The sequence below is a fragment of the Glaciimonas immobilis genome, assembly GCF_011947285.1.
GTDB lineage: Bacteria > Pseudomonadota > Gammaproteobacteria > Burkholderiales > Burkholderiaceae_D > Glaciimonas > Glaciimonas immobilis.
The window spans coordinates 380,513-401,760 of sequence record NZ_JAAOZT010000012.1; the positions used below are offsets into that span (position 1 = coordinate 380,513).

At 49.7% G+C, this 21,248-nt stretch carries 21 protein-coding genes; 4 read left to right on the forward strand and 17 right to left on the reverse strand.

From position 1 onward, the window contains the following. Window positions 1-2 precede the first annotated feature (2 nt). A complete protein-coding gene (locus HAV38_RS18790) occupies window positions 3-932 on the reverse strand; it encodes a branched-chain amino acid ABC transporter permease (protein WP_168056903.1) in 930 nt (309 codons plus the stop codon). 782 nt (window positions 933-1,714) lie between these two features. On the opposite strand from HAV38_RS18790, the gene HAV38_RS18795 reads away from it, so the two are divergent. Beyond that, window positions 1,715-1,873 carry a hypothetical protein gene (locus tag HAV38_RS18795; RefSeq protein WP_168056904.1) on the forward strand — a complete coding sequence of 53 codons (159 nt, stop codon included), beginning with the start codon at window positions 1,715-1,717 and terminating at the stop codon, window positions 1,871-1,873. Here HAV38_RS18795 and ispH read toward each other — a convergent pair. Together ispH and HAV38_RS18805 are read right to left on the reverse strand one after the other, a co-directional pair. Beyond that, complete coding sequence (ispH, locus tag HAV38_RS18800; RefSeq protein WP_168056905.1) at window positions 1,870-2,802, reverse strand: 4-hydroxy-3-methylbut-2-enyl diphosphate reductase; 933 nt, start codon at window positions 2,800-2,802, stop codon at window positions 1,870-1,872. The two genes, HAV38_RS18795 and ispH, sit on opposite strands and share 4 nt — an antisense overlap. A 64-nt stretch (window positions 2,803-2,866) precedes the next feature. Then, complete coding sequence (locus tag HAV38_RS18805) at window positions 2,867-3,322, reverse strand: FKBP-type peptidyl-prolyl cis-trans isomerase (protein WP_168056906.1); 456 nt, start codon at window positions 3,320-3,322, stop codon at window positions 2,867-2,869. A 175-nt stretch (window positions 3,323-3,497) separates the two neighbouring features. Between HAV38_RS18805 and radC the strand changes: the two genes are divergently transcribed. Then, window positions 3,498-4,172, forward strand: a complete 675-nt coding sequence (gene radC, locus HAV38_RS18810) for a RadC family protein (protein ID WP_168056907.1) — start codon at window positions 3,498-3,500, stop codon at window positions 4,170-4,172. Here radC and HAV38_RS22145 read toward each other — a convergent pair. After that, window positions 4,150-4,284 carry a hypothetical protein gene (locus HAV38_RS22145; protein WP_260326503.1) on the reverse strand — a complete coding sequence of 45 codons (135 nt, stop codon included), beginning with the start codon at window positions 4,282-4,284 and terminating at the stop codon, window positions 4,150-4,152. The genes radC and HAV38_RS22145 overlap by 23 nt on opposite strands. Before the next feature lie 157 nt (window positions 4,285-4,441). On the opposite strand from HAV38_RS22145, the gene rpmB reads away from it, so the two are divergent. Then, window positions 4,442-4,678 carry a 50S ribosomal protein L28 gene (gene rpmB, locus HAV38_RS18815; RefSeq protein WP_168056908.1) on the forward strand — a complete coding sequence of 79 codons (237 nt, stop codon included), beginning with the start codon at window positions 4,442-4,444 and terminating at the stop codon, window positions 4,676-4,678. Between the two features lie 22 nt (window positions 4,679-4,700). Further along, window positions 4,701-4,868 carry a 50S ribosomal protein L33 gene (gene rpmG / locus HAV38_RS18820; protein ID WP_009667251.1) on the forward strand — a complete coding sequence of 56 codons (168 nt, stop codon included), beginning with the start codon at window positions 4,701-4,703 and terminating at the stop codon, window positions 4,866-4,868. Between the two features lie 192 nt (window positions 4,869-5,060). On the opposite strand, the gene HAV38_RS18825 is transcribed toward rpmG, so the two are convergent. The 13 genes from HAV38_RS18825 to kdsB all read right to left on the reverse strand — a co-directional run bounded on the left by HAV38_RS18825 (window position 5,061) and on the right by kdsB (window position 21,080). Further along, window positions 5,061-6,716: a trypsin-like serine peptidase gene (locus HAV38_RS18825; RefSeq protein WP_168056909.1), complete on the reverse strand. Its 1,656-nt coding sequence runs from the start codon at window positions 6,714-6,716 to the stop codon at window positions 5,061-5,063. A gap of 1,046 nt (window positions 6,717-7,762) precedes the next feature. Continuing rightward, the gene (locus HAV38_RS18830; protein ID WP_168056910.1) at window positions 7,763-8,245 is read right to left on the reverse strand and encodes a DUF4019 domain-containing protein; all 483 of its coding nucleotides are present in this window, start codon (window positions 8,243-8,245) and stop codon (window positions 7,763-7,765) included. A gap of 365 nt (window positions 8,246-8,610) precedes the next feature. After that, the gene (locus tag HAV38_RS18835) at window positions 8,611-9,804 is read right to left on the reverse strand and encodes a DesA family fatty acid desaturase (RefSeq protein ID WP_184013485.1); all 1,194 of its coding nucleotides are present in this window, start codon (window positions 9,802-9,804) and stop codon (window positions 8,611-8,613) included. A gap of 135 nt (window positions 9,805-9,939) precedes the next feature. Further along, window positions 9,940-11,301 (reverse strand): mechanosensitive ion channel family protein, encoded by a 1,362-nt coding sequence (locus HAV38_RS18840; RefSeq protein WP_184013486.1) that lies wholly within the window; start codon window positions 11,299-11,301, stop codon window positions 9,940-9,942. Window positions 11,302-11,313: 12 nt separating this feature from the next. Continuing rightward, on the reverse strand, window positions 11,314-11,988 hold the full coding sequence (locus HAV38_RS18845) for a phospholipase D family nuclease (RefSeq protein ID WP_245182445.1): 675 nt from the start codon (window positions 11,986-11,988) through the stop codon (window positions 11,314-11,316). A gap of 2 nt (window positions 11,989-11,990) precedes the next feature. Then, window positions 11,991-13,256 carry an RsmB/NOP family class I SAM-dependent RNA methyltransferase gene (locus HAV38_RS18850; RefSeq protein ID WP_168056911.1) on the reverse strand — a complete coding sequence of 422 codons (1,266 nt, stop codon included), beginning with the start codon at window positions 13,254-13,256 and terminating at the stop codon, window positions 11,991-11,993. A gap of 200 nt (window positions 13,257-13,456) precedes the next feature. Continuing rightward, window positions 13,457-14,071, reverse strand: a complete 615-nt coding sequence (gene purN / locus HAV38_RS18855; RefSeq protein ID WP_168056912.1) for a phosphoribosylglycinamide formyltransferase — start codon at window positions 14,069-14,071, stop codon at window positions 13,457-13,459. Window positions 14,072-14,238: 167 nt separating this feature from the next. Further along, window positions 14,239-14,637, reverse strand: coding sequence for a barstar family protein (locus HAV38_RS18860; protein ID WP_168056913.1), 399 nt, complete (start codon window positions 14,635-14,637; stop codon window positions 14,239-14,241). A 153-nt stretch (window positions 14,638-14,790) separates the two neighbouring features. Then, entirely contained in the window at window positions 14,791-15,219 is a 429-nt protein-coding gene (locus tag HAV38_RS18865; RefSeq protein ID WP_245182446.1) for a ribonuclease, read from the reverse strand. 282 nt (window positions 15,220-15,501) lie between these two features. Then, window positions 15,502-16,689, reverse strand: a complete 1,188-nt coding sequence (locus HAV38_RS18870) for a patatin-like phospholipase family protein (RefSeq protein WP_168056914.1) — start codon at window positions 16,687-16,689, stop codon at window positions 15,502-15,504. Window positions 16,690-16,928: 239 nt separating this feature from the next. Continuing rightward, the gene (locus HAV38_RS18875; protein WP_245182447.1) at window positions 16,929-19,082 is read right to left on the reverse strand and encodes a sodium-translocating pyrophosphatase; all 2,154 of its coding nucleotides are present in this window, start codon (window positions 19,080-19,082) and stop codon (window positions 16,929-16,931) included. A 279-nt stretch (window positions 19,083-19,361) separates the two neighbouring features. After that, window positions 19,362-20,018 carry an adenylate kinase gene (adk, locus tag HAV38_RS18880; protein WP_168056915.1) on the reverse strand — a complete coding sequence of 219 codons (657 nt, stop codon included), beginning with the start codon at window positions 20,016-20,018 and terminating at the stop codon, window positions 19,362-19,364. A gap of 309 nt (window positions 20,019-20,327) precedes the next feature. Then, window positions 20,328-21,080, reverse strand: a complete 753-nt coding sequence (kdsB, locus tag HAV38_RS18885) for a 3-deoxy-manno-octulosonate cytidylyltransferase (protein WP_168056916.1) — start codon at window positions 21,078-21,080, stop codon at window positions 20,328-20,330. Window positions 21,081-21,248 lie beyond the last annotated feature (168 nt).

Consider the following 21,248-nt stretch of genomic DNA (forward strand, 5'->3'; position numbering starts at 1 on the left):
GGTTAAGCGCGGTCGGCCACACGTTCGCCCATGATGCCGGACGGACGAAGGGTCAGTACGATGATCAGTACGATGAACGCAAAGATATCCTGATAGTTACTACCCAGGAAATTGCCGGTCAGGTCGCCGATATAACCGGCACCCAGACTTTCAATCAGGCCGAGCAAAATGCCGCCTAACATCGCGCCATAAATATTACCAATCCCGCCCAGCACCGCAGCCGAGAACGCCTTCAGACCGGGCACGAAACCCATCGCAAATTGCGCGGAGGAGTAATTTGCACCCCACATCACGCCAGCGACTGCCGCTAACGCTGCACCAATAGCAAAGGTCATCACAATCACTCGATTGGAATCGACGCCCATCAAACCGGCGACACGAGGATTCTCCGCGGTGGCGCGCATGGCGCGACCCATTTTGGTTTTTTCTACTAGCAACACCAGACCGACCATCGCCAGTGTCGCTAATATCAACAACATAATCTGCGTCGGAGAAATCAGTGCGCCCAGAATGTGCACTGGATCAGACGGCATCACCTGCGGCATAGCTAAAGGACTGCGGCCCCAGATCATCATCGCAAAAGTTTGCAGCAGGATTGAGACGCCAATCGCGGTGATCAGCGGTGCCAGACGCGGTGCATTACGCAAGGGCCGATAGGCGACGCGTTCGATCACTAGATTGACGATGACGCAGACCGGTATGGCACCTGCAATGGCAATCATTAATTTGACGATGCCCGGTAAATCGGGCGCATAAGCCTGAACCAGTTTGAGGATCGAAAGACCCACCATCGCACCGATCATTAAAATATCGCCGTGTGCGAAATTGATCAGGTTCAACACGCCATACACCATCGTGTATCCCAGCGCGATCAAAGCGTACATGCTTCCTAGCACGAGGCCATTGATAATTTGTTGGACAAAGGTATCCATGATTTCCTATTCTTAATGTGATTCGATTCAACTTAGCCTGCACGCACCATCTGACCCGGTAAGGAGCCCCTGCGGTGCTGCTCATCGTTAGCAAAAATCATTCCAGATAAAAAAACGGCACCCTACAAAAACCGGTGTGCCATACCTATATTTAGATTGATTAGCTAAAGTAAGCAGAAAGAAAATTTTGTATGGTCGGATTGTCGGAAAGAGTAAAAATACACATAATAGTTGTCTCCTGATTCATTTTTTTAATAAGCTTTTTTCTTGCGTCGCTTTTTTATGCACTTTCCCGGATTGGTGCATTGCTGCGATTAGCACCATAACAGGGCGATTATAACGAGGAGTGCTGTACTTCACTAAAAGTTTATTTGATCAGAAATATGCCGAGTTGGCACCCGGGTAGTATGTGCCGAATCAACCCCTTTTAATCACTTTTTGTGTCAGATCAACGCCCTCTTTTGCGACTTACCTGATCTTCGGATATAAGCAAAAATCTGCGCAAAATGGGCGGATTATAACCATATACGAAGCATCTGAAACCTCAGTACTTTCCACATTTCCATATGGCAAGCAACACGGCAACCTGATTCCGGAAGTCTTAATTAGACGCCGCCATCATAACGAGGAAAGGCAAAAACTATCTATGGAAAAGTGCCATCTAATCTGAATTTTATATTGTCGCGTCTTCTAAAAATTGCGGCACGAAACAAAGTGCGAAAAAAAACCTCTTGAGCGAATCAGGAGGTTTATAGGTAGATGATGCAGCGCATCAAAGAAAAATGAGAAACCAAATTACGGTGTTCAATCAAAATAGTCTTTTGATCGAGACCGCACTGATGAAAGCGGTCTTTAAAATAAAGTCCGATGCCGTGGGTGCCGTGGGTGCCGTTATGCCTTCGGCGATACCGCCACAGCAGAGATTACGGCAGGAATTTTAGGTACGCGCTAATCCCTTAGGCATAGGGAACATCACATTCTCCTCAACGCCGTCCAGTGTACGCACGCTCTTAGCGCCTAGATCTTTTAGGCGATCAATCACTGCCTGCACCAATATTTCCGGTGCCGATGCGCCAGCCGTTAAACCAATACGTGGCCGATCCTTCAGCCAGGCGGGGTCGATCTGAAATGCGTTATCGACCATGTATGCCGCCGTCCCCATTTTTTCCGCTACCTCTCTCAGGCGATTGGAGTTTGAGCTGTTAGGACTTCCCACCACAATCACAACATCCACCTGGGGGGCCATGAATTTCACCGCCTGCTGGCGGTTGGTCGTGGCATAGCAAATATCTCCCTTTTTAGGCTCGGTAATATTGGGATATTTACGTTTCAGGGCCGCAATGACGTCGGCGGTATCGTCTACCGATAAAGTGGTCTGGGAAACATAGGACAACATTTCCGGATCCGTCACGCGAAGTTTTTCGACATCGCTGACGGTTTCAACCAAGTGCATACCTTGCTCGGTTTGCCCCATAGTACCTTCCACTTCAGGATGGCCATCATGTCCGATCATGATGATTTCTCGCCCCTCCTTGCGCATCTTTGCGACTTCGATGTGTACTTTGGTCACTAGCGGACAAGTTGCATCAAACACTTTCAGACCACGCAGCCGGGCCTCTGCCTGAACAGCCTTAGACACGCCGTGCGCGGAAAATATGACAGTATTGCCAGCTGGTACATCCGCCAGTTCCTCAATGAAGACTGCGCCTTTTTCCCGCAGGTCCGCGACCACATACGCGTTATGCACAATTTCATGACGTACATAAATCGGGGCACCAAATTGAATAAGCGCACGCTCCACAATTTCAATCGCCCGATCAACGCCGGCGCAAAAACCACGTGGTTGCGCCAATAAAATCTCTTTATCCATAGTAGACCCGTGAAGACTTACAACTTTAACAATCATGCGACATTTACTTAACTGTGTCGCGACATTACAAAATTCCGATGATTTTTACTTCAAACTGTACCTGCTGGCCAGCCAATGGATGATTGAAATCAAATAATGCGCTTTGCTCATCGATTTCGCGCAGTACACCCGCGAACTGGCCACCACCTGGCGCGGCAAAATCTACCAGATCACCAATGCGATATTCGTGTCCCAACTGCGAATTTTGCTTAAGCGTAGCCCGGGAAATCCGTTGTACCAGATCCGGATTACGTGGACCGAAGGCTTGCTCAGGGGACAACTCAAACGTTTTGTGCGTTCCCTCGACCAGACCCAGCAAACAACTCTCCAGGAACGGTGCGAGTTGACCCATCCCAAATTGCAAGGTCGCGGGGGAAGCATTGAAAGTGCTGACAATATCGTCACCGGCCTGCGAGGCCAGACGATAGTGCAAAGTCAGAAAGGACGCTTCGGTGACAACTGGTATGGATAAATTAGTCATGAATGAGGAGAGTAGAAGCAACAAAAACGTTAGAACCCGTATTGTAAGGCAGGTTAAAGAAAAGGTCTGCGGTACTAACGTCCTGGCATCGCTTTCACCTCAACCAGGGCACCGATTTTGTGCACCTTTTTTTATAACCTTATTTTAAATCGCAACCACAACATGAAAACACACTATGGCAATTACTGACTGGCCGCTTGAACAGCGACCACGCGAACGTCTCATCCGACTTGGACCGGCAGCGCTTTCCGACGCTGAACTATTAGCTGTTTTTTTGCGTGCCGGCGTGGCAGGTAAAAGCGCCGTTGACTTGGGCCGCGACATGACCAGCCACTTCGGATCGCTGCATCGCCTGTTTTCCGCCTCGCTAAGCGATTTTTCCGCTATTAATGGCCTTGGGCCTGCTAAATTTGCACAGCTGCAAGCTGTATTGGAACTGGCAAGACGCGCACTTTCCGAAGAACTGCGCGAGGAAGGCAGCTTCAACTCGCCGGGGGCGGTAAAGCAATATTTGCAGTTATTAATCTCCAACAAACCATATGAATCATTTGTAATGCTTTTTCTGGATGTCAAAAATCGCCTTATCGCGTGTGACGAATTATTCAGAGGTACTTTGACCCACACCAGCGTATATCCGCGCGAAGTGGTCAAAGCTGCCCTCGCCCACAATGCCGCTAGCGTCATTCTGGCCCATAATCACCCGTCAGGCGACCCGGAACCCAGCGCGGCCGACCATCAATTAACAAAAGTATTAAAACAAGCACTGGAATTGGTGGATATTCGTATTCTGGATCATTTTGTCGTAGCAGGTACGCGCGTTTATTCCTTCAGCGAACATGGTGACTTATAGAGCCTGCGCCCAACTCATCAATGGCGTGGTGTTCTGCTTGACCGCCCATGCCGTCCACCTGCAATAGCGGACCCTCGCGACCCACCAGCCAATCTGGTTGACGGAACCTCATGCGCAAATCTAAAAAACTTTGATCATCACATCGACAGCAAATTGTTAAATCTAAAAAATTATAAAGACACACTTGTTTTCGCCAAGTTGTTGATAAACCTCAGTTTTTTAGATATACTTTGTTTCTTCCAATTTCGGAAATCGTCAAGGGGTAAAACATGGCACGTGTCTGCCAAGTCACTGGGAAGAAGCCGATGGTCGGCAACAACGTTTCCCATGCAAATAACAAAACAAAACGTCGCTTTTTGCCGAACTTGCAAAATCGTCGCATTTTTGTTGAGTCAGAAAACCGCTGGGTCTCCCTGCGCCTTTCTAACGCCGGTCTGCGCGTTATTGACAAACTCGGCATTGATGTCGTTTTAGTCGATATGCGTGCTCGTGGCGAAAAAGTCTAACTAGCAGAATAAAGGAACCATCATGGCGAAATCAGGCCGCGACAAAATCAAGTTAGAATCGACTGCAGGTACAGGTCACTTCTACACGACTACCAAAAACAAGCGTACTACACCGGAAAAAATGTCGATCATGAAGTTTGATCCAAAAGTCCGTAAGCACGTTGAATACAAAGAGACAAAGATCAAGTAATTGATCCGGTCTTACAAAAAGCCCCATAAGATTATATCTTGCGGGGCTTTTTTATTAGGCTTATCCATTCAGGACGCGGCGTAGGTTGGCATGCACCCATTGGGAGCGGCGCGGACAGACAATCCAAATTGCTGCGTCGCGTCGCCGATCGCCATCTGCAATCGAAAGCTTAACAATGGCACCTACGGAATATTATTCACCGATAACATTTTTCGCTTCGACTGGATGACCGTTCGGATGCGTATTAGCAATCTTAATAAGTAAACCATGCGCCAGATGCCCGTCAGACGCGGCGAACACTTTTAATGGAATCCAGGAAGTTGTCGCGATATCCGCTGCCAAAAGCAGATTATCGGACTCTTTATAGGAAACATTAATTTTAGTTCCTGACGAGGAAGCGCAGGACTGCGTCAGATTACCAATGCCGCAAGACGATTCAACCGCCAAACGATAGGTTACCGGCACGATGTCTCCGGATACCACATCCTTACCTTCTACAACCATGGTTGAGTAGCCGTTGTTAGCGTTACCATAATGCACCACTAGCTGATCTTCAAATGATTCGAACGTAACGTCATTATTAAAACTTTTGGCTGAAACTGCTACGGTTGCAGAGGGAATACTGACCATCGCACTAAGCACATCGCCAATTCCCGGCACATTTACGTTTGTATCGGCAGGAATAAAAGATTTAACTTTATCCCATAAATACCATGACGACACGCCGACATTGGAATCCGACGACGACCCCCAAACCAATGCCATAACTTCGTTACTATCTTGCGATAGCGCAGGAGAACCAGAGGTTCCTGGTTGAACATCGCAGTTAAATCTGGTTCCCTTATGGTCCGGATCATGAAAATACAGAACCTTGCATGCTTCGCCCGACTTAGTGGCGGCGATTTTTTGCGGCATAATACCGCCATTTCCATGCTGCGGAATATACAAAGTATCACCGATGCTGTTTCTTTTTTCACTGATGCGAAGTCCACCAAATAGCGCTTTTACTTTTGCGTTTTTATAGTCAAATTGATCAAGCGCGTATAAAGAATAATCATCTTTCCAATCGGAAAGACCCGCGGTGATGATATGTCCTGGCTTGATTTTGACGATATTGTTGGTGCTGTTATCTGCCGAACAAATATCTGCGCGGTAATTAAACCAAATCTCCCCGTTCGCTAACGCGTCATTTGTCCCCGCGACATGGTTATTGGTCATCATAAAATTTTTGTTGCCGACCGCCCAGGTCGTTCCGTATCCACCAATCGCCGCGAAGGCGGTAGCCTGACTGCGTTGATAGAAGCCGTTATCCCGTGACTTATAGCAAATAGAAGGGATACGTTCATCCTGTCCGTCAATAATCCCTTTTGACTGGTCTTTTTTTCGCGTTTCATAATGATCTAGATAAACGATATCATTGTCCGTTGGCGTGACGCCGTGTGGGAAAACAACTTTGACTAACGCAGTCTCTCCGGAGATTGACGTGGGCGAGAATATTTGCGCACCATGGCGAGCATCGGTCCGTAAAAAATCGCGCCAGCCATACAGATACACCTCCGTGCGCGAGGGATCGGATATCTCAATATAAGCCCCTTTAGGAAGAACAATTTTGGAAAAATATAATTTCGTCATGGCGCTGCCAACCACCTTAATTTCAAGGGCAGTCGTTCTCTGACGATGATCCGTCAGGATATTTTTTCCATAGGATAGTTTGGTCGGCTTTACATCCTGGATAGGTACGCCAATGTTATCGCGCACTGGTTCCGCTTGGGATTCTGAAGCAGTAAATGCCAAACTGAGTAACATCAAGGGAACAATGCCTATGTGTTTAATGATTAATTTATTCATAAAGTATTATTGTAAAAAATGTGTCATCGTAAATAGCCCGATTTTCGGTCGCGACGGGAGCGCAACCGGGAGCGTCTTTACCGTAAAAGGAACCCGGATATGGGGCGGCGCGCATCGATTGCTGCGTCGGGTCATCGACGGCCTGAAAGTGCGTTATTCAGAGTAAGCGAGCAGAGCAAAAATAAATACGGGAAAAGTCCACGAAAAACGCGAGAAAAAATCCCGCGTTGACGTAGACATTTCTGCAAACCGGACGAAAATTATTTCGTACCGTCGAGCTAGATCCGATTCAAAAACGGACAGCTTTATCCAACTAAAGCGCACTCGTCGCAACTGACGGGAATTTTTTATTGCGAACGTCTCGCCGCAACACCGGTTGCAGCTTATCGTTTTAAGTTATTTTGAAACCGTGGCGCATCGTGACCACCAGGCGGCCGAAGTGCACCAACGGCGGTACCGAAATGGCCTTGAGATCACGGCGACGACGCACACCGCTGGACACAGTGTCCAACATCCGCGAGATGCAGCAAGGTCGAAAAAAAGTAGTGTGGAGGAGAACGAGATGTTGGATGGTATCCGACCCAATCAGCGGGATAACGGCATGACTACCAAATCGGAGGAGACCATTTTTGTATTTTTCAATGGATTGGACATGTCCTGAAGGCCGCAGCGAAGGTAAAAAAAGCGCGGTGATCCGTACTTTTAATGACGAATAGCCGCGTCTCGGAGGCTGTAAATAATTCTGTGTAACTGCCCGACTTTAAATAAACGGTTTTAGCTGTTCTCGCGCTGTAATGCAAAACGCCCGATGGTTTGCATCAGGCGTCAATCGCAGGAGTATCCAAACCAGCGCCATCACGCGGGCCGGAAGGATTAAAACCTGAAACCTGTTTTTAACTAAACAGCTTTTTGTGCCGCCCTATGATGCGCCTGACGTCACGTAGTCACCAACGTGCATTATCAGACTTGTTACGGGACCCGCTCCACCTCCTAAATACTGCGTTGTGCGGTATTGAGGATTAGCTGGCAGGAAAAAGTAATATTGATTATTTTACGGGCGCCGTTGCTATGCCGTTCGCCGCTCCCACTGGAATTTTGTGCACCACATACCCCACAGGCACCCAACGACCGGAGGTAAGCACCAAAGACACTGCTTCACCGGCCTGAGTTTTACTAAAACGCGATGAGAACACTACATTCACGTACTCGCCCTTCGGCAATTTATCTGGCTGACCAACCCGCACCACCTCTGCCCACTCCCGTCCATTTAAGGTCCCAAGATCGTTACGCAAGTTGGTCACATACTTGGCCCAGTCCTCTTTGTTGATACTTTTTTGCATTACCGGTCCACTCGCGGCCCACATGCGTTCGGACTGATTAGCATCCGCCAGCGTCGCCCATTGCGATGCTGCCGCGACTGCTGCATCCAGCGCGGTCGACTGCGCGTTAGCGTTTTCAACAAAAAAAAGCACACCCGCAGCCAGCACTACCGACTTAAAAAACTGTTTGGATGTCTGTGATTTATTCATATTATTCTCTAAAAAAATGGAAGTCGCATTGACTAAGGCCATTAACGTTCAACATTCAACATTCAATACTTCACTGCCATCTAAGCCACCCGCGCCGACTTCGTGCAACCTTCACATGCTCCCGCTATCAAATCGAAAGGCACTAAATAGCGCTTACACTCCCTCTTTTGGCATGTAGTTAACATTTCGGTTCCCTCAAAAAAACAAAAAGCCAGCCTGCGCTAAAAAATATGCGCGCATTGGGAACCAGCTGAAGAGTTAGCTGGATCAGGTGTTTTTGGCGTAACCGAAGAGACGAAAAAAAACGGCCGGAGAAGGCCGTTTTAATACTACTTATTTTAATACCAATGAATGCCAAACAAAGATCAGGAATAACTACGCAAACGTAGAGAGAACTCTTCCAACGCTTTAATCTTGGACGCTTCAGCGCGGGCGCACCAATCTTGCAACTGGTGCAATAACTGATCACGCGTAAAATGCGAGCGCTCCCAAATCGCCCCTAACTCAACACGCATCTCGTGCATCGTTTGGAGTGCCTTGCTATGCAAGAATAATTCGGTCAGTTGCTGTTTCTGCGGCGCCTCAAGCTTGGTTGGCTCCCGCTGCAATAATTTTTTCACTGATTTAAGAAATCCGGATTCCAGTGCTGCTTTACCGGCCAGATGGGCGCGCTCTTCATGCCATGTGCTTTTTAGCGACTTGGCATACTTGGCCATAACATCGTACCTGTTGGCGATAACTGATTGCAACGTATCCAGATCGGGCACCAGCTTCGCGTGATTAAATTTAGGTGCAGGCGCAATTTTCTTCACCTTGGCAAGACCCACCATCTCCAGCATGCGGATGTACATCCAGCCAATATCAAACTCATACCACTTGGAAGACAGCTTTGCCGAAGTGCCAAAAGTGTGATGATTGTTATGCAGTTCTTCACCGCCAATGAGAATACCAAAAGGAATTATGTTGGTAGCGGCATCGTTACACTCATAGTTACGATAGCCCCAATAGTGACCAATACCATTAATAATGCCTGCGGCGGTAATAGGAATCCAGAGCATTTGCACAGCCCACACTGTCAGACCGATAACGCCGAACAATGCCAGGTTTATGAATAACATCAGAACGATACCTAACGCACTGTGCTTGGTGTAAAGATTACGCTCGATCCAGTCGTCCGGCGTGCCATGACCGTACTTTTCCATGGTTGCAGGGACTTTTGACTCGGCACGATACAGCTCAGCGCCCTCGAGCAGAACTTTTTTGATTCCACGGGTCACCGGACTATGCGGGTCCTCTTCGGTCTCGCATTTTGCATGGTGCTTACGATGAATCGCTGCCCATTCCTTCGTGACCATCCCGGTGCTTAGCCACAGCCAGAAGCGAAAGAAATGGCTAGGAATGGCATGCAGATCAAGCGCACGATGGGCCTGACAGCGATGCAAATAAATAGTAACGCCAGCGATGGTGATATGCGTAACAACGAGCGTGAAAATTACAACCTGCCACGCTGTAGCGCCAGTCAGACCATTCGAAAGAAAATTAATAATTGCATTCAACACTAAGTGCCCTCCAGAGATAATGACAGCGCCGAAGAAATATATAGCGCTTTTTTGTATGCTTTTAGAAAATTATTTCGGTAGCAGCTTGCTAGTTACCAGTTACTTAACCGAAATTAACTCGGTATTGTACTACCTTTACAGGACGTTTTTAGAATTCGGCAGAATTCCCTGAATATCTATTTGCGCCGCTTGTTGCGAATCTGCACCGGGACTATCCTCAGCCACGATCCGCAAATCGGTACGCGTCTGGGCTACTTTGATGTTGTTCACTTGAAGCGCGCGCCAGATCGCCCGGTTCACATCAGACAGCACATTTAGCCTTCCGTTCTCGGGATCGAGAATCCAGAAGCCGACTTCGAGCTCTAAACCGCTAGCACCGATCTTTAACAGAATGGCTTGTGGCAGTATATCATGCGTTACACGTTCGACAACACTTACAGCCTCTTCCAAGGTAGTCAGTACCTGTTCGATATTGTCCTGATACACCACTGTGAGCTGCGTAGATAGCCGCAAAATACGGTTATTCAACGAGTAATTTTGAACCGCATTGGACATGAAAACATCGTTTGGCACAATCGATTCAATGCCGTCCAGCCCTTCAAGCACAGTGAAGCGGCTATTAATCTGCGTCACTTTGCCATAATAAACGCCTACGCCGACCATGTCGCCGATAGACAAACTACGTTCGAGTAAAATCACAAAGCCGGAAACGTAACTACTCGCTATTTTTTGCAAGCCTAAACCTAGTGCTACCCCAAGCGCACCACCAAATACCGACAGAACCGTCAAGTCGATACCTACCAGTGACAAACTTAGTAGCACCGCCACCAATACCAGCAAAGCCCGCCCCATCCGTGCGACAACGGTCCGCAGTGATGAATGCATGGTATTTAACTTCATCAGGCGCTGTTCAAGAGTCGCGCCGGCCCACAAAGCGATGATGAGCGTGACCAAAACAGACATTAACGCCTGAAAAATAGACAAGAGAGAGACCTGATGGCGTCCAATCGGCAAGATCGTACTTGCGAGATAGTCCACCAAATCCGGCCATAAGCCGGTGACGTAAAGCAGCACGCCGCCCCAAATCAAAGCACCGAATATCTTCTCGGAAAACAATAAAAATGTGCTTACACCGTGATCGCCTACGAATACCCGACGCAAAACGTAAAAAACGAACCGCATTAAACCAAGAGAAGCCAGCAGGGGAATGGCGAGGCGCAAGAGACTGATCGGTTGATGCCATTTCGCGGCAACCAACTTGGCTAGTACCAAAAAAAATAGCGCTAATAGCGGCGTCAACACTTGGGAAAAGCTACGTAGTCCGATCTGCACAGCGGGCGGGGTCAGACCATCAACGGCAAAAATACCGCGTAACGTGCGCGCGCAAAGCCAGCCCAGCCCGGAACAGAGGAGAATAATTCCGATCTGCGTTAATAAGCCGGGAGTCGCCAGATTGCGTACCAGGCTATCGGTCAAGTCGGCGATAAAATCGAACATTTAGGTGTCGAATTATGGTTTGTAAGGTGTGGCGTCGCGCCAGTGGCGTTGCCAATTAAGGGCGTAGCGCTGGGCAAGTACTGGATTATGCCTAACGATGAGGACATTCTCAGCGTTTTTATGCTGCGCGCTCCAGGTAAAATTGAAGCTTCCTGTGATGAGCGAGGCATCGACCGATTCGGCGTCAATCACGACGACCTTGTTATGCGCGCTGCGATATTTGGTTTCCATCCAAACAGGGATATCGGCCGCTACCAGTTCGGCCACTCTCGACGGATCATTCTTTTTAAGCTGATCCTGATCGACCAGCACCCGCACATCGATGCCGCGTTGTCTGGCGGCAATCAGTGCAGAAGCGATGGGCCGACTGGTCAACAAATAAGCTTGCACCAACACTTGCTTACGCGCTCCGGCAATCGACTGCGTGATCAAACCCTCAATATCATCCCAGGGTGAGAACGCCGCTTGCAACGTACCAATCGCAAGTTCTGGAGGCGTGGCTGTATCAAAAGCGTTTACCTGCGCGGACGCTGCTATCGCGGTGATCACGACAACGCTGGCAACGCGCCTGCGCAGAGGACTGCGCAAGGAACATTTACGCTGCGTGCCCGGCTGCAAACCCTTTAGCTTTAACGCCGTCAGTAGCAGGTCCATCAACTTAACGCCCGTCCGCTTCATACCCGTCAAATTCACTCCGAGCTTGGTTTACGGACAAAAACCGCCGCAAAAAAGCCATCAGTATGATGAAGATGCGGCGTTAGTTTCAGATAATCGTCCATTTCAAGCGCGATTTTCTGTTCTGCCAGCACGTCTTTCATTGGGACTAACGAAAAATCTTCGTGCGTCGCAAGGAAATGCGTCGCAATCGCTTCGTTTTCTTCGTCCAGCAAACTGCAGGTGCCGTAGACCAGACGGCCCCCGGTTTTGACCAGACGTGCGGCACTCGACAAAATAGCCGTTTGTTTGGCGTTCATTTCAATGATGGCTTCCGGTGTCTGACGCCATTTCACATCAGGATTGCGGCGCAACGTGCCCAAACCGCTACACGGGGCATCGACCAGAACGCGATCAATTTTGCCTGCAAGACGCTTGACCTTGGCATCGTTCTCATGCGCGATCAGTACCGGGTGAATATTCGACAAACCGCTGCGGGCCATCCGGGGTTTTAGTTTAGCGAGACGCTTTTCGGAGACATCAAATGCGTATAGACGACCGGTGTTGCGCATGGTGGCACCTAATGCCAGCGTTTTGCCGCCAGCGCCAGCACAGAAATCGACTACCATTTCACCGCGCTTTGCGCCGACGATTTGCGCCAGCAACTGACTACCTTCGTCCTGTACTTCAATCGCACCACTTTTAAACAAAGGCAGGTTTTGAACCGATGGCTTTTTTATAATACGCAAACCGAGCGGGGCGTAGGGGGTCGGCTCACATAAGATAGGTGCCTCGGCCAACGTAGCGATCACCTCTTCACGGGCCGCCTTGAGGGAATTCACGCGCAAGTCCAGCGGCGCAGGCGTGTTCAACGCATCTGCGAGCTGCAGAGTATTTTCTTCACCATCGCGCGCGACCAGTTTTTCGTAAAGCCAGGCCGGCAGATTTGCCCGCATTTGAGCGGGCAACAGACGACGATCGATTTCGGCAACCCGCGCCAGCCATTCTGTTTCGTCTTCTGATAAACCACCCAACGAATCGGCACCAACGGCATCGGCCAGTCCGAGCAACGTCATCCGGCGCATTGTCGGGCCGTTACCTGATTCTGCGAAGCTGGTATATACCAGCTTGTTACGCAACAGACCGTAGACAGCCTCGGCGATCACGCCACGCTCGCGCGAACCAAGCTTTGGATGGTCGCGGAAATAACGCGACAAAGTGACATCGGCAGGACCGGTAAATCGTAAAACTTCGCGCAATACTTCTTCGGTAAGACCGATGATCGCTGGTGGCAATCTCATGTTAAATCTTTCATAATAACTAATTATTTATTTGAAGCGCTGCGCTTCCACAATGCGTTCAATAACTGTGTGAACGTTTATTCGGGTATTTTTGATACATTTTACGCCAGCAATTACTCACGGGCATGACTGGAAAGGCCGATATATTGTGCGTCCTACCCGGTTGCATTCCTGGCAACTGCTCGGCAATTATTCTGCAACTACGTGACGAAGTCGCTTTTATAGACGCGGCCATCTTTGATCTTCAAGCGCCCCTCCACAAACCAGCGCACAGCGCGGGGATACATTTGATGTTCTATCGCTAATACCCGATTCTTCAAGGACTCAACGGTGTCGTCATCCAGCACCGTCACAAACTCTTGCGCGATAATAGGCCCATGGTCAAGGTCTGCGGTCACGAAATGCACGGTCGCGCCATGTACTTTAACACCCATTGTCAAGGCCTGAAGATGCGTCTCCAGCCCAACAAAAGATGGCAGCAGCGAGGGATGAATGTTCAGCATACGGCCTGCGTAGTGCTGGACAAACGGCGCGGTCAATATCCGCATGAAACCCGCAAGCACCACTACATCGGGAGAAAATCTATCTATTTCCAGTTGCAGCGCAGCGTCAAACTGCCCGCGATCCCGAAAATCTTTGTTAGATATCACTACGGTGGGAATATCACATGCGATAGCAAAAGATAATCCGCCAGCATCCGCACGATTGCTAATAACGGCAACAACTTTAGCGGGCCATCGCTCAGTGTGGGCGGCCCGAACGATGGCCTCCATGTTGCTACCACGTCCAGAAATAAGGATAACGATGCTTCTCATGGCGCGCATTGTACCCGCTACGGGGTAGCTTTGGGCACTTCAAGCGATAATTGAGATACGATTGAGGCCCGGTACCGCGGGCAAAATCAGTCTAAAAGACAGCTAATTCGGGAAATATCGATGCGACATCAGCCGTATTCATCGGCCCTCTCCCACGTCCAGAAACGTTATTGAAACGAGTAGAACACTCTGAAAGCGACCTTTTTCTCCGCCCAGTAATCTGCGCTATCGCGAAACACATCGAGCAAAATTTCTCGTGCTTCTTTATCAAATTTCTGGGTATTGGGGAGTTGTTCAATAACAACGATAAAGCCAGGTTGGGGGCCAGCCTTATAGGCTAGCTCAGTAAGGCAGTCGGCTAAAGCGTCGAAGTTTTTACCGAAATGCTTGGGAAAATAAAAGGCTTGGGCAATTTTGGATAACACTTGCTGCTTCGTCATCGCTTCTGCGCAATACGCATACAGAAAATGTTGTCCGAGACGCACGGCCTCTGCCTGCAATTCGGGCACCCGAAAAGCACGGATGGATTGCACTACATTTGGCGGCACGGTTTTAAACAAACTCATTTTTCCCTCAAAAAAGATACTGCTGGTTTTGATTTCTACATTTACAACTGTACTAAGCTTTGTGCCGGGTAAAATTTATTCAGCCACTGAATCATTACCAATTCAATTACTCAGTAGCTTGATTACCCGCCAACTCTGTTTTGGTATGAATGACTACTCGCGGATTCGTCTAAACGAGGCGTAATGGTTGTCGGTATAAAAATATTCAGCGGAAGTATTTTCCCCGCCTTCAATGATGCGGCGTGCGCCACGACCCCGAGATTTGGGGGTTTTGACAGTAAATTCGTGATAGTAGCCACGCCTCTGTTTAGGTAAAAGACCTTCATAATTTTTAAATACGACGCCATCCTTAGCATAAGGATACGGTCCGCCCTGCTTGATCAGGACTAGCATTTGCTGGGCCTCACGCGGAAGTTGCGATAGGGCAATTGTATCGACTAGCGATGCATCGCGGGCGAAAATAAAAGATGAAAGCAACAATCCTAGCGTGAGTAATCCCCACTTGCGGAGTAAAACCAGAGGGCGCCGTCCTCGCCCGGCAGAAAATAAATAAGCCCAAAGCATCGTTGATTGTTTAATCATATTTTTGTGAGGAGGGGTACGCCTGATTCAAGATTAACGGGTTGTAGAAAGCGAATCAACTGAATCTAACCTCTCTTTTTCGAGCCTTTCGTTTCGGTTGCCTGCATTGTTCACAATCTTTATAAAGCCCACGCAAGCGCAAACGCTCTCAGTTCAAATATGCGACAGTCATTTAACTAACCCTACAACAATAAAAACCGTTTGTGAACTGCTAACAATAGCGGTCGGCGCTAAGCCCCCACGGGTAGGCTTAAGTTAAGCTTTTTTCGTAAACGCGACCCATTATTGGCTGTTAGACATTTGATCGGCGAAAAAATTCAACACGTCATCGCGTCTTGCATAGGTGTCGTTTTGTCCCATTTGGATTAACTCGCTTGTATACGAGGACTCGAATAATAAATAGGACGCAAGCGCCGCACCCCGGAGTTCTGTTGCGCCGATACCGCCGAGTAGGGCGCGGATTGATTTCGGAAGGCTGCCGATGTGGCGAATCGCGATGTCGTCGATTTGTTTTGACGGTGAAATAATCAGCATCTCAATCGGCTTTAATGGGGTTAACTCGCGCTGCGCGTCATTCAAAAAGGATAGGGTGTGATTGATGCGCTCCAATCGCTCTATATCCACGGCGAGGCCATCGAGAAAAATACTCGACAGCGCATGGCCGGCAATTTGCGCCAGCGTTGGATAATGTGGGAGCAACGGCACGGTTGACGGTGGTTGCATCAAGCGCCCTGCTCCTACTACTAACACCTTGCTTGCGCCAAGATGAATTGCAGGAGATATCGGTGCCAGTTGTCGCATCGAGCCATCACCAAAATATTCGCGCTGGCCCTCGCAATAAATGGGTATGGACGGAAATATAAAAGGGATGGCTGCCGACGCCAATAAATGTTCCACCCCAATTTGGTCCCTGACTGCGCGGCGCTGGCTGCGGGTCCAGGATTTAATTTCGTGCGCACTCTGGTAAAAGGTCGTGTGCAATCCTGTGCTGTAAGAAGATGCGGTGACCGCGAGCGCTTTCAAACTGCCGTTAGTCAACGCAGCGTCCAGTCGCCGCATATCCAGAGATCGATGCAACAATGAAACCAATGGCGTGTTATTGAGCAATGAACTCGGCGGATCGGCATGCCATTGACGCAGCAACCATCCAAAAGACAGCAACGACAGCCACCGTGCACCGGATCGCAGCACGCTCAATGAATCAGCTCGGTACACGTGTTCGACGCTAAAATTTTGCCACACTTGCATCAGGTTTTTTACGCCTTCAGCAAAATTCTCTGCGCTACATGCCAGTGCCGTAGCGTTGATCGCACCAGCGGAAGTACCGCAAATAATATCGAAGGGATTACGTTGCGGCGCCCATCCCTGCTCACGCAAGATCGTAGATACCGCATCCAGAACGCCCGCCTGATAAGCGGCACGCGCACCGCCTCCGGTTAAGATAAGGCCTACATTTTTTCTCATCATCATGACAGGAAGCTTAACAGGGCCAGCGGTGAATTAGGCATGGCTCTGCAAAAACAAGAAACTTCTTAATTTGTTGGGCGGGACCAGGACCGTGGCGATAGCGTATCCCGATGAAAAGCCATAGCCCAGTCAGAGACAATATTTTCACGCGCTCCTGTTCGGCGCGTGTCCTGAGGCGTCCCACCTGCGTGCGCAATCGCGTCATTCATAACGCGACCACGCCGCAAATCGCTATATTTTACTTACCGTGCCTTACCGGCGGCATCGCCAGCGTTGCCCGTTGGCGCAACCAGTACAGGCGTGGCAGCTGCCACTGCGATCACTTTGGTCGGCGCGACCCCGCTATTTAGCAGGCCTGATCCGCCCATCGGCAAAATCGGCACCAGCAGCAAAGCGACGATGTTTATAATTTTGATCAGCGGATTAATCGCTGGCCCGGCCGTGTCTTTATAAGGATCACCCACCGTATCGCCTGTGACTGCGGCCTTGTGTGCCTCGGATCCTTTGCCACCGTGGTTGCCATCTTCAATGTATTTCTTGGCGTTGTCCCATGCACCGCCCCCGGTAGTCATCGAAATCGCCACGAACAAGCCGGTAACGATGGTCCCCATCAGCAAACCACCGAGTGCTGCTGGCCCCAATACCAATCCCACTAAAATCGGCACGACGACTGGTAGCAGCGAAGGCACGATCATTTCCCTGATCGCAGAGGAGGTCAGCATATCGACGGCCTTGTCATACTCTGGCTTGCCGGTGCCGTCCATGATGCCTTTAATGTCGCGGAACTGTCGGCGGACTTCAACCACGACTGCGCCCGCAGCACGACCTACCGCTTCCATCGCCATCGCACCGAATAAGTAGGGGATCAGGCCGCCAATAAACAGGCCGACGATCACCAGCGGATTGGACAATTCAAACGCCGTAGTGTTGCCGACCGAATCAAGCGCATGGGTATAATCAGCGAACAGCACTAATGCTGCCAATCCTGCCGAACCTATCGCATAACCTTTAGTAACCGCCTTGGTCGTGTTGCCGACGGCATCCAGTGGGTCGGTAATGGCGCGCACAGAATCCGGCAAGCCTGACATTTCTGCGATACCGCCCGCATTATCCGTGATCGGGCCGTATGCATCGAGCGCCACGATAATGCCGGCCATAGACAGCATTGCAGTCGCGGCAATCGCAATGCCATACAGTCCCGCCAGCCAGTACGCCGCCAGAATCGCGAGGCAAACGGCTAACACGGGATAAGCTGTGGACTTCATCGAGACGCCAAGCCCGGCAATGATATTAGTACCGTGGCCGGTCGTCGATGCTTCGGCAATATGGCGCACGGGTTTGAAATCGGTGCCGGTATAGTACTCGGTGATGTAGACCATCAGACCGGTCAGCACAATCCCGATTAACGCCGATCCCATCATTGGCAATACCATTGGCGGCGGCAATAATAACCACGTGACTATCGCAAAGCCAATCAGACTAAGGATTGCGGCCCACCAGAGTCCTGTATACAAGGCGGACATGATCTTCTTACCGGGCTTGGCCTTGACCATTGAACAGCCTACAATTGACGCCAGTATCGAGACACTACCAAGCATCAGCGGATACAGAACGGCTTGCAGTTCAAACCCTTTGATCAGCAACGATCCGAGCAGCATGGTGGCAATCAGGGTGACGACGTAAGTCTCGAATAAATCAGCCGCCATACCCGCGCAGTCGCCGACGTTATCTCCGACATTATCTGCAATCACAGCAGGATTGCGAGGATCATCCTCAGGAATACCCGCCTCCACTTTACCGACCAGATCGGCACCGACGTCCGCGCCCTTGGTAAAAATTCCGCCACCGAGTCGGGCAAAAATAGAGATCAGCGAGGCACCAAATGCCAGGCCGATAAGCGGTTTCAGCACATCATGCAACGACATGTCCGGATGGCTAAAAAATGAGATCAGCAATATGTAAAAAATCGTCACGCCTAGCAGTCCAAGTCCCACCACCAGCATGCCGGTAATCGCACCTCCACGGAACGCCACATCAAGCGCCTGATTCAGTCCTTTGGTCGCCGCTTGCGCGGTACGCACATTGGCGCGTACAGAAACGTTCATGCCAATAAAACCGCAAGCGCCCGACAATAGCGCACCGACCAGAAAGCCTAGCGCAGTTACCAGTCCCAAGCCGGGAATAATGGCGATAACAATAAAGAGCACGACGCCAACGACGGCAATCGTGCGGTACTGGCGGGCCAGAAATGCGGCCGCGCCTTGCTGGATGGCGGCGGCGATTTCCTGCATGCGGGGATTGCCAGGATCCTGTTTTAAAATCCAGCTACGCGAAACCATTCCATATATCACCGCAATAATGCCGCAAGCGATCGCAAACCATAAGCCAGATGCCATGTCGACTCCTCCAATTTTTATAGACAACTATCACGAAGTAAAACAACCACACTGCGTAAATAGTAGTTTCGCCACTTTAACGCGATCAAACACGCCTTAACGAAACCCTTAAATTTACAATCGTGTGTACTGAAAAACTTTGTTGCCCTTTTATTTTCAGAAGTCGGCCTGGGCTGGCGCGTCCAAAATTAAATGTTCTAGATTGCCATGCTAACCATATGTGAACTGCTTTACAATCTTTAACCATAAAAAAAGCGGACATGGCGTCCGCTTGTTTTATTACGCTTCCAATGCCTTGAAGGCACTATCGCGGATTTGTTCGACTGGGCCTACGCCGACGATTTTGCGATATTGTGGTGCACCCGGATTACCTGATTTAGCCCATTCACCGTAATATTTTACGAGAACCTCGGTCTGCTCGTGGTAGACAAAAAGTCGTTTTTGAACGGTTTCTATTTTGTCGTCATCACGAATAATCAATTCTTCACCAGTGACATCGTCAATACCCTCAACTTTAGGCGGATTGAATTTGACATGGTAAGTGCGGCCCGATGGCTGATGCACGCGGCGCCCGCTCATCCGCTCAACGATTGCTGCGTCAGGGACGTCGATTTCCAGCACGTAATCAATGACAACGCCGGCTTCTTTCATTGCATCAGCTTGCGGAACTGTGCGCGGAAAACCATCAAACAGGTAACCGTTGCCGCAGTCAGCTTCCTTTAGGCGGTCTTTGACCAGACCGATAATGATATCGTCAGATACCAGCCCGCCAGCATCCATGACCTTTTTAGCTTCGATACCGAGTGGCGTTCCTGCCTTAACAGCTGCCCTCAGCATGTCGCCGGTAGAAATCTGCGGAATGTTAAAACGTTCTTTTATAAAGGTGGCTTGCGTGCCTTTACCGGCACCGGGCGCTCCTAAAAGGATGAGGCGCATAATATTTATTCCTAAGGTAGTTTGAAAATTTTTTGATGACGCTCATTTCTGCAATGCGATGCTAAATTTCTTAGTCTCACTCTACAATCACAGCGACGTCATTTTGTATACGTTGTTATACCACGCAAACTTTGCATGAAACTTACCACACAATGTTAACAAATAGCCCTTTAATGGTGTGACTAGATGTTTTTGGTCGCGCTCCGGCCTACTTTTACCGACTTGTATCGGTTTTTGTCCGGAAATAATCGCATCGCGGCGATGCTTTGCTCACTCCTCAGCTGACTAACCGTCGACAAAACCAGCACTTCAGACAGTAAAAAATTGCCGCACGCGCTCCAGGTCCTCGGGCGTATCGACACCGGCGGCTGGTGCGGAATGCGTGATATGCACCGCGATCGGATACCCATGCCATAGCACGCGTAGTTGCTCCAGTGCTTCAATTTGCTCTAACGGCGATACCGCCAGCGTCGGATAGATCTGTAAAAAGTCATAGCTGTAGGCATATAGTCCGATATGCCGCAACGGACCGTAATCAGCGGGCAGGACTTCGCGCGACAGTGTGAATCCATCGCGATGCCATGGAATCGATGCGCGAGAAAAATACAGCGCCCGGCCTGACTTGCCAACCACAACCTTGACGACGTTCGGATTAAAGACATCAGCGATGCTATCGATCGGGTGCGCCGCTGTCGCCATTGGCACGCCTTCAATAATTTGCGCCGCGGTCGCAGCGATCAGATCAGGATCGATTAATGGTTCGTCGCCTTGCACATTGACAACGACGGCATTGGCGGCTAGCCCTAACGTGGCAGCCACCTCTGCAATCCGGTCAGTCCCCGATGGATGGTCAGAGCGGGTCAAATGCACGGCGATGCCAAATTTCTTGCAGGCAACCATAATATCGGCGTGGTCTGTCGCGACGATAACTTGCGCGGCGCCGGATAGCGCCGCGCGCTCCGCAACACGTACGATCATCGGCTTACCGCCAAGATCGGCTAACGGCTTGTTGGGCAATCGGGTGGATGCCAGTCGCGCGGGAATAATGACAGTAAAGGACATTGACGATCTTTATAAAGCGATCAAAAGGCCATCAAAACAGGACGGCAAGTTGACGAGTGGCGAACTAATACCAAAACCAGGCATTGACAGTTGCTTACGGTGACAATCTAATCGATCACGATAGTTGACTGATCATGACTAAATAGCCCATCACTAATAATCACTAAT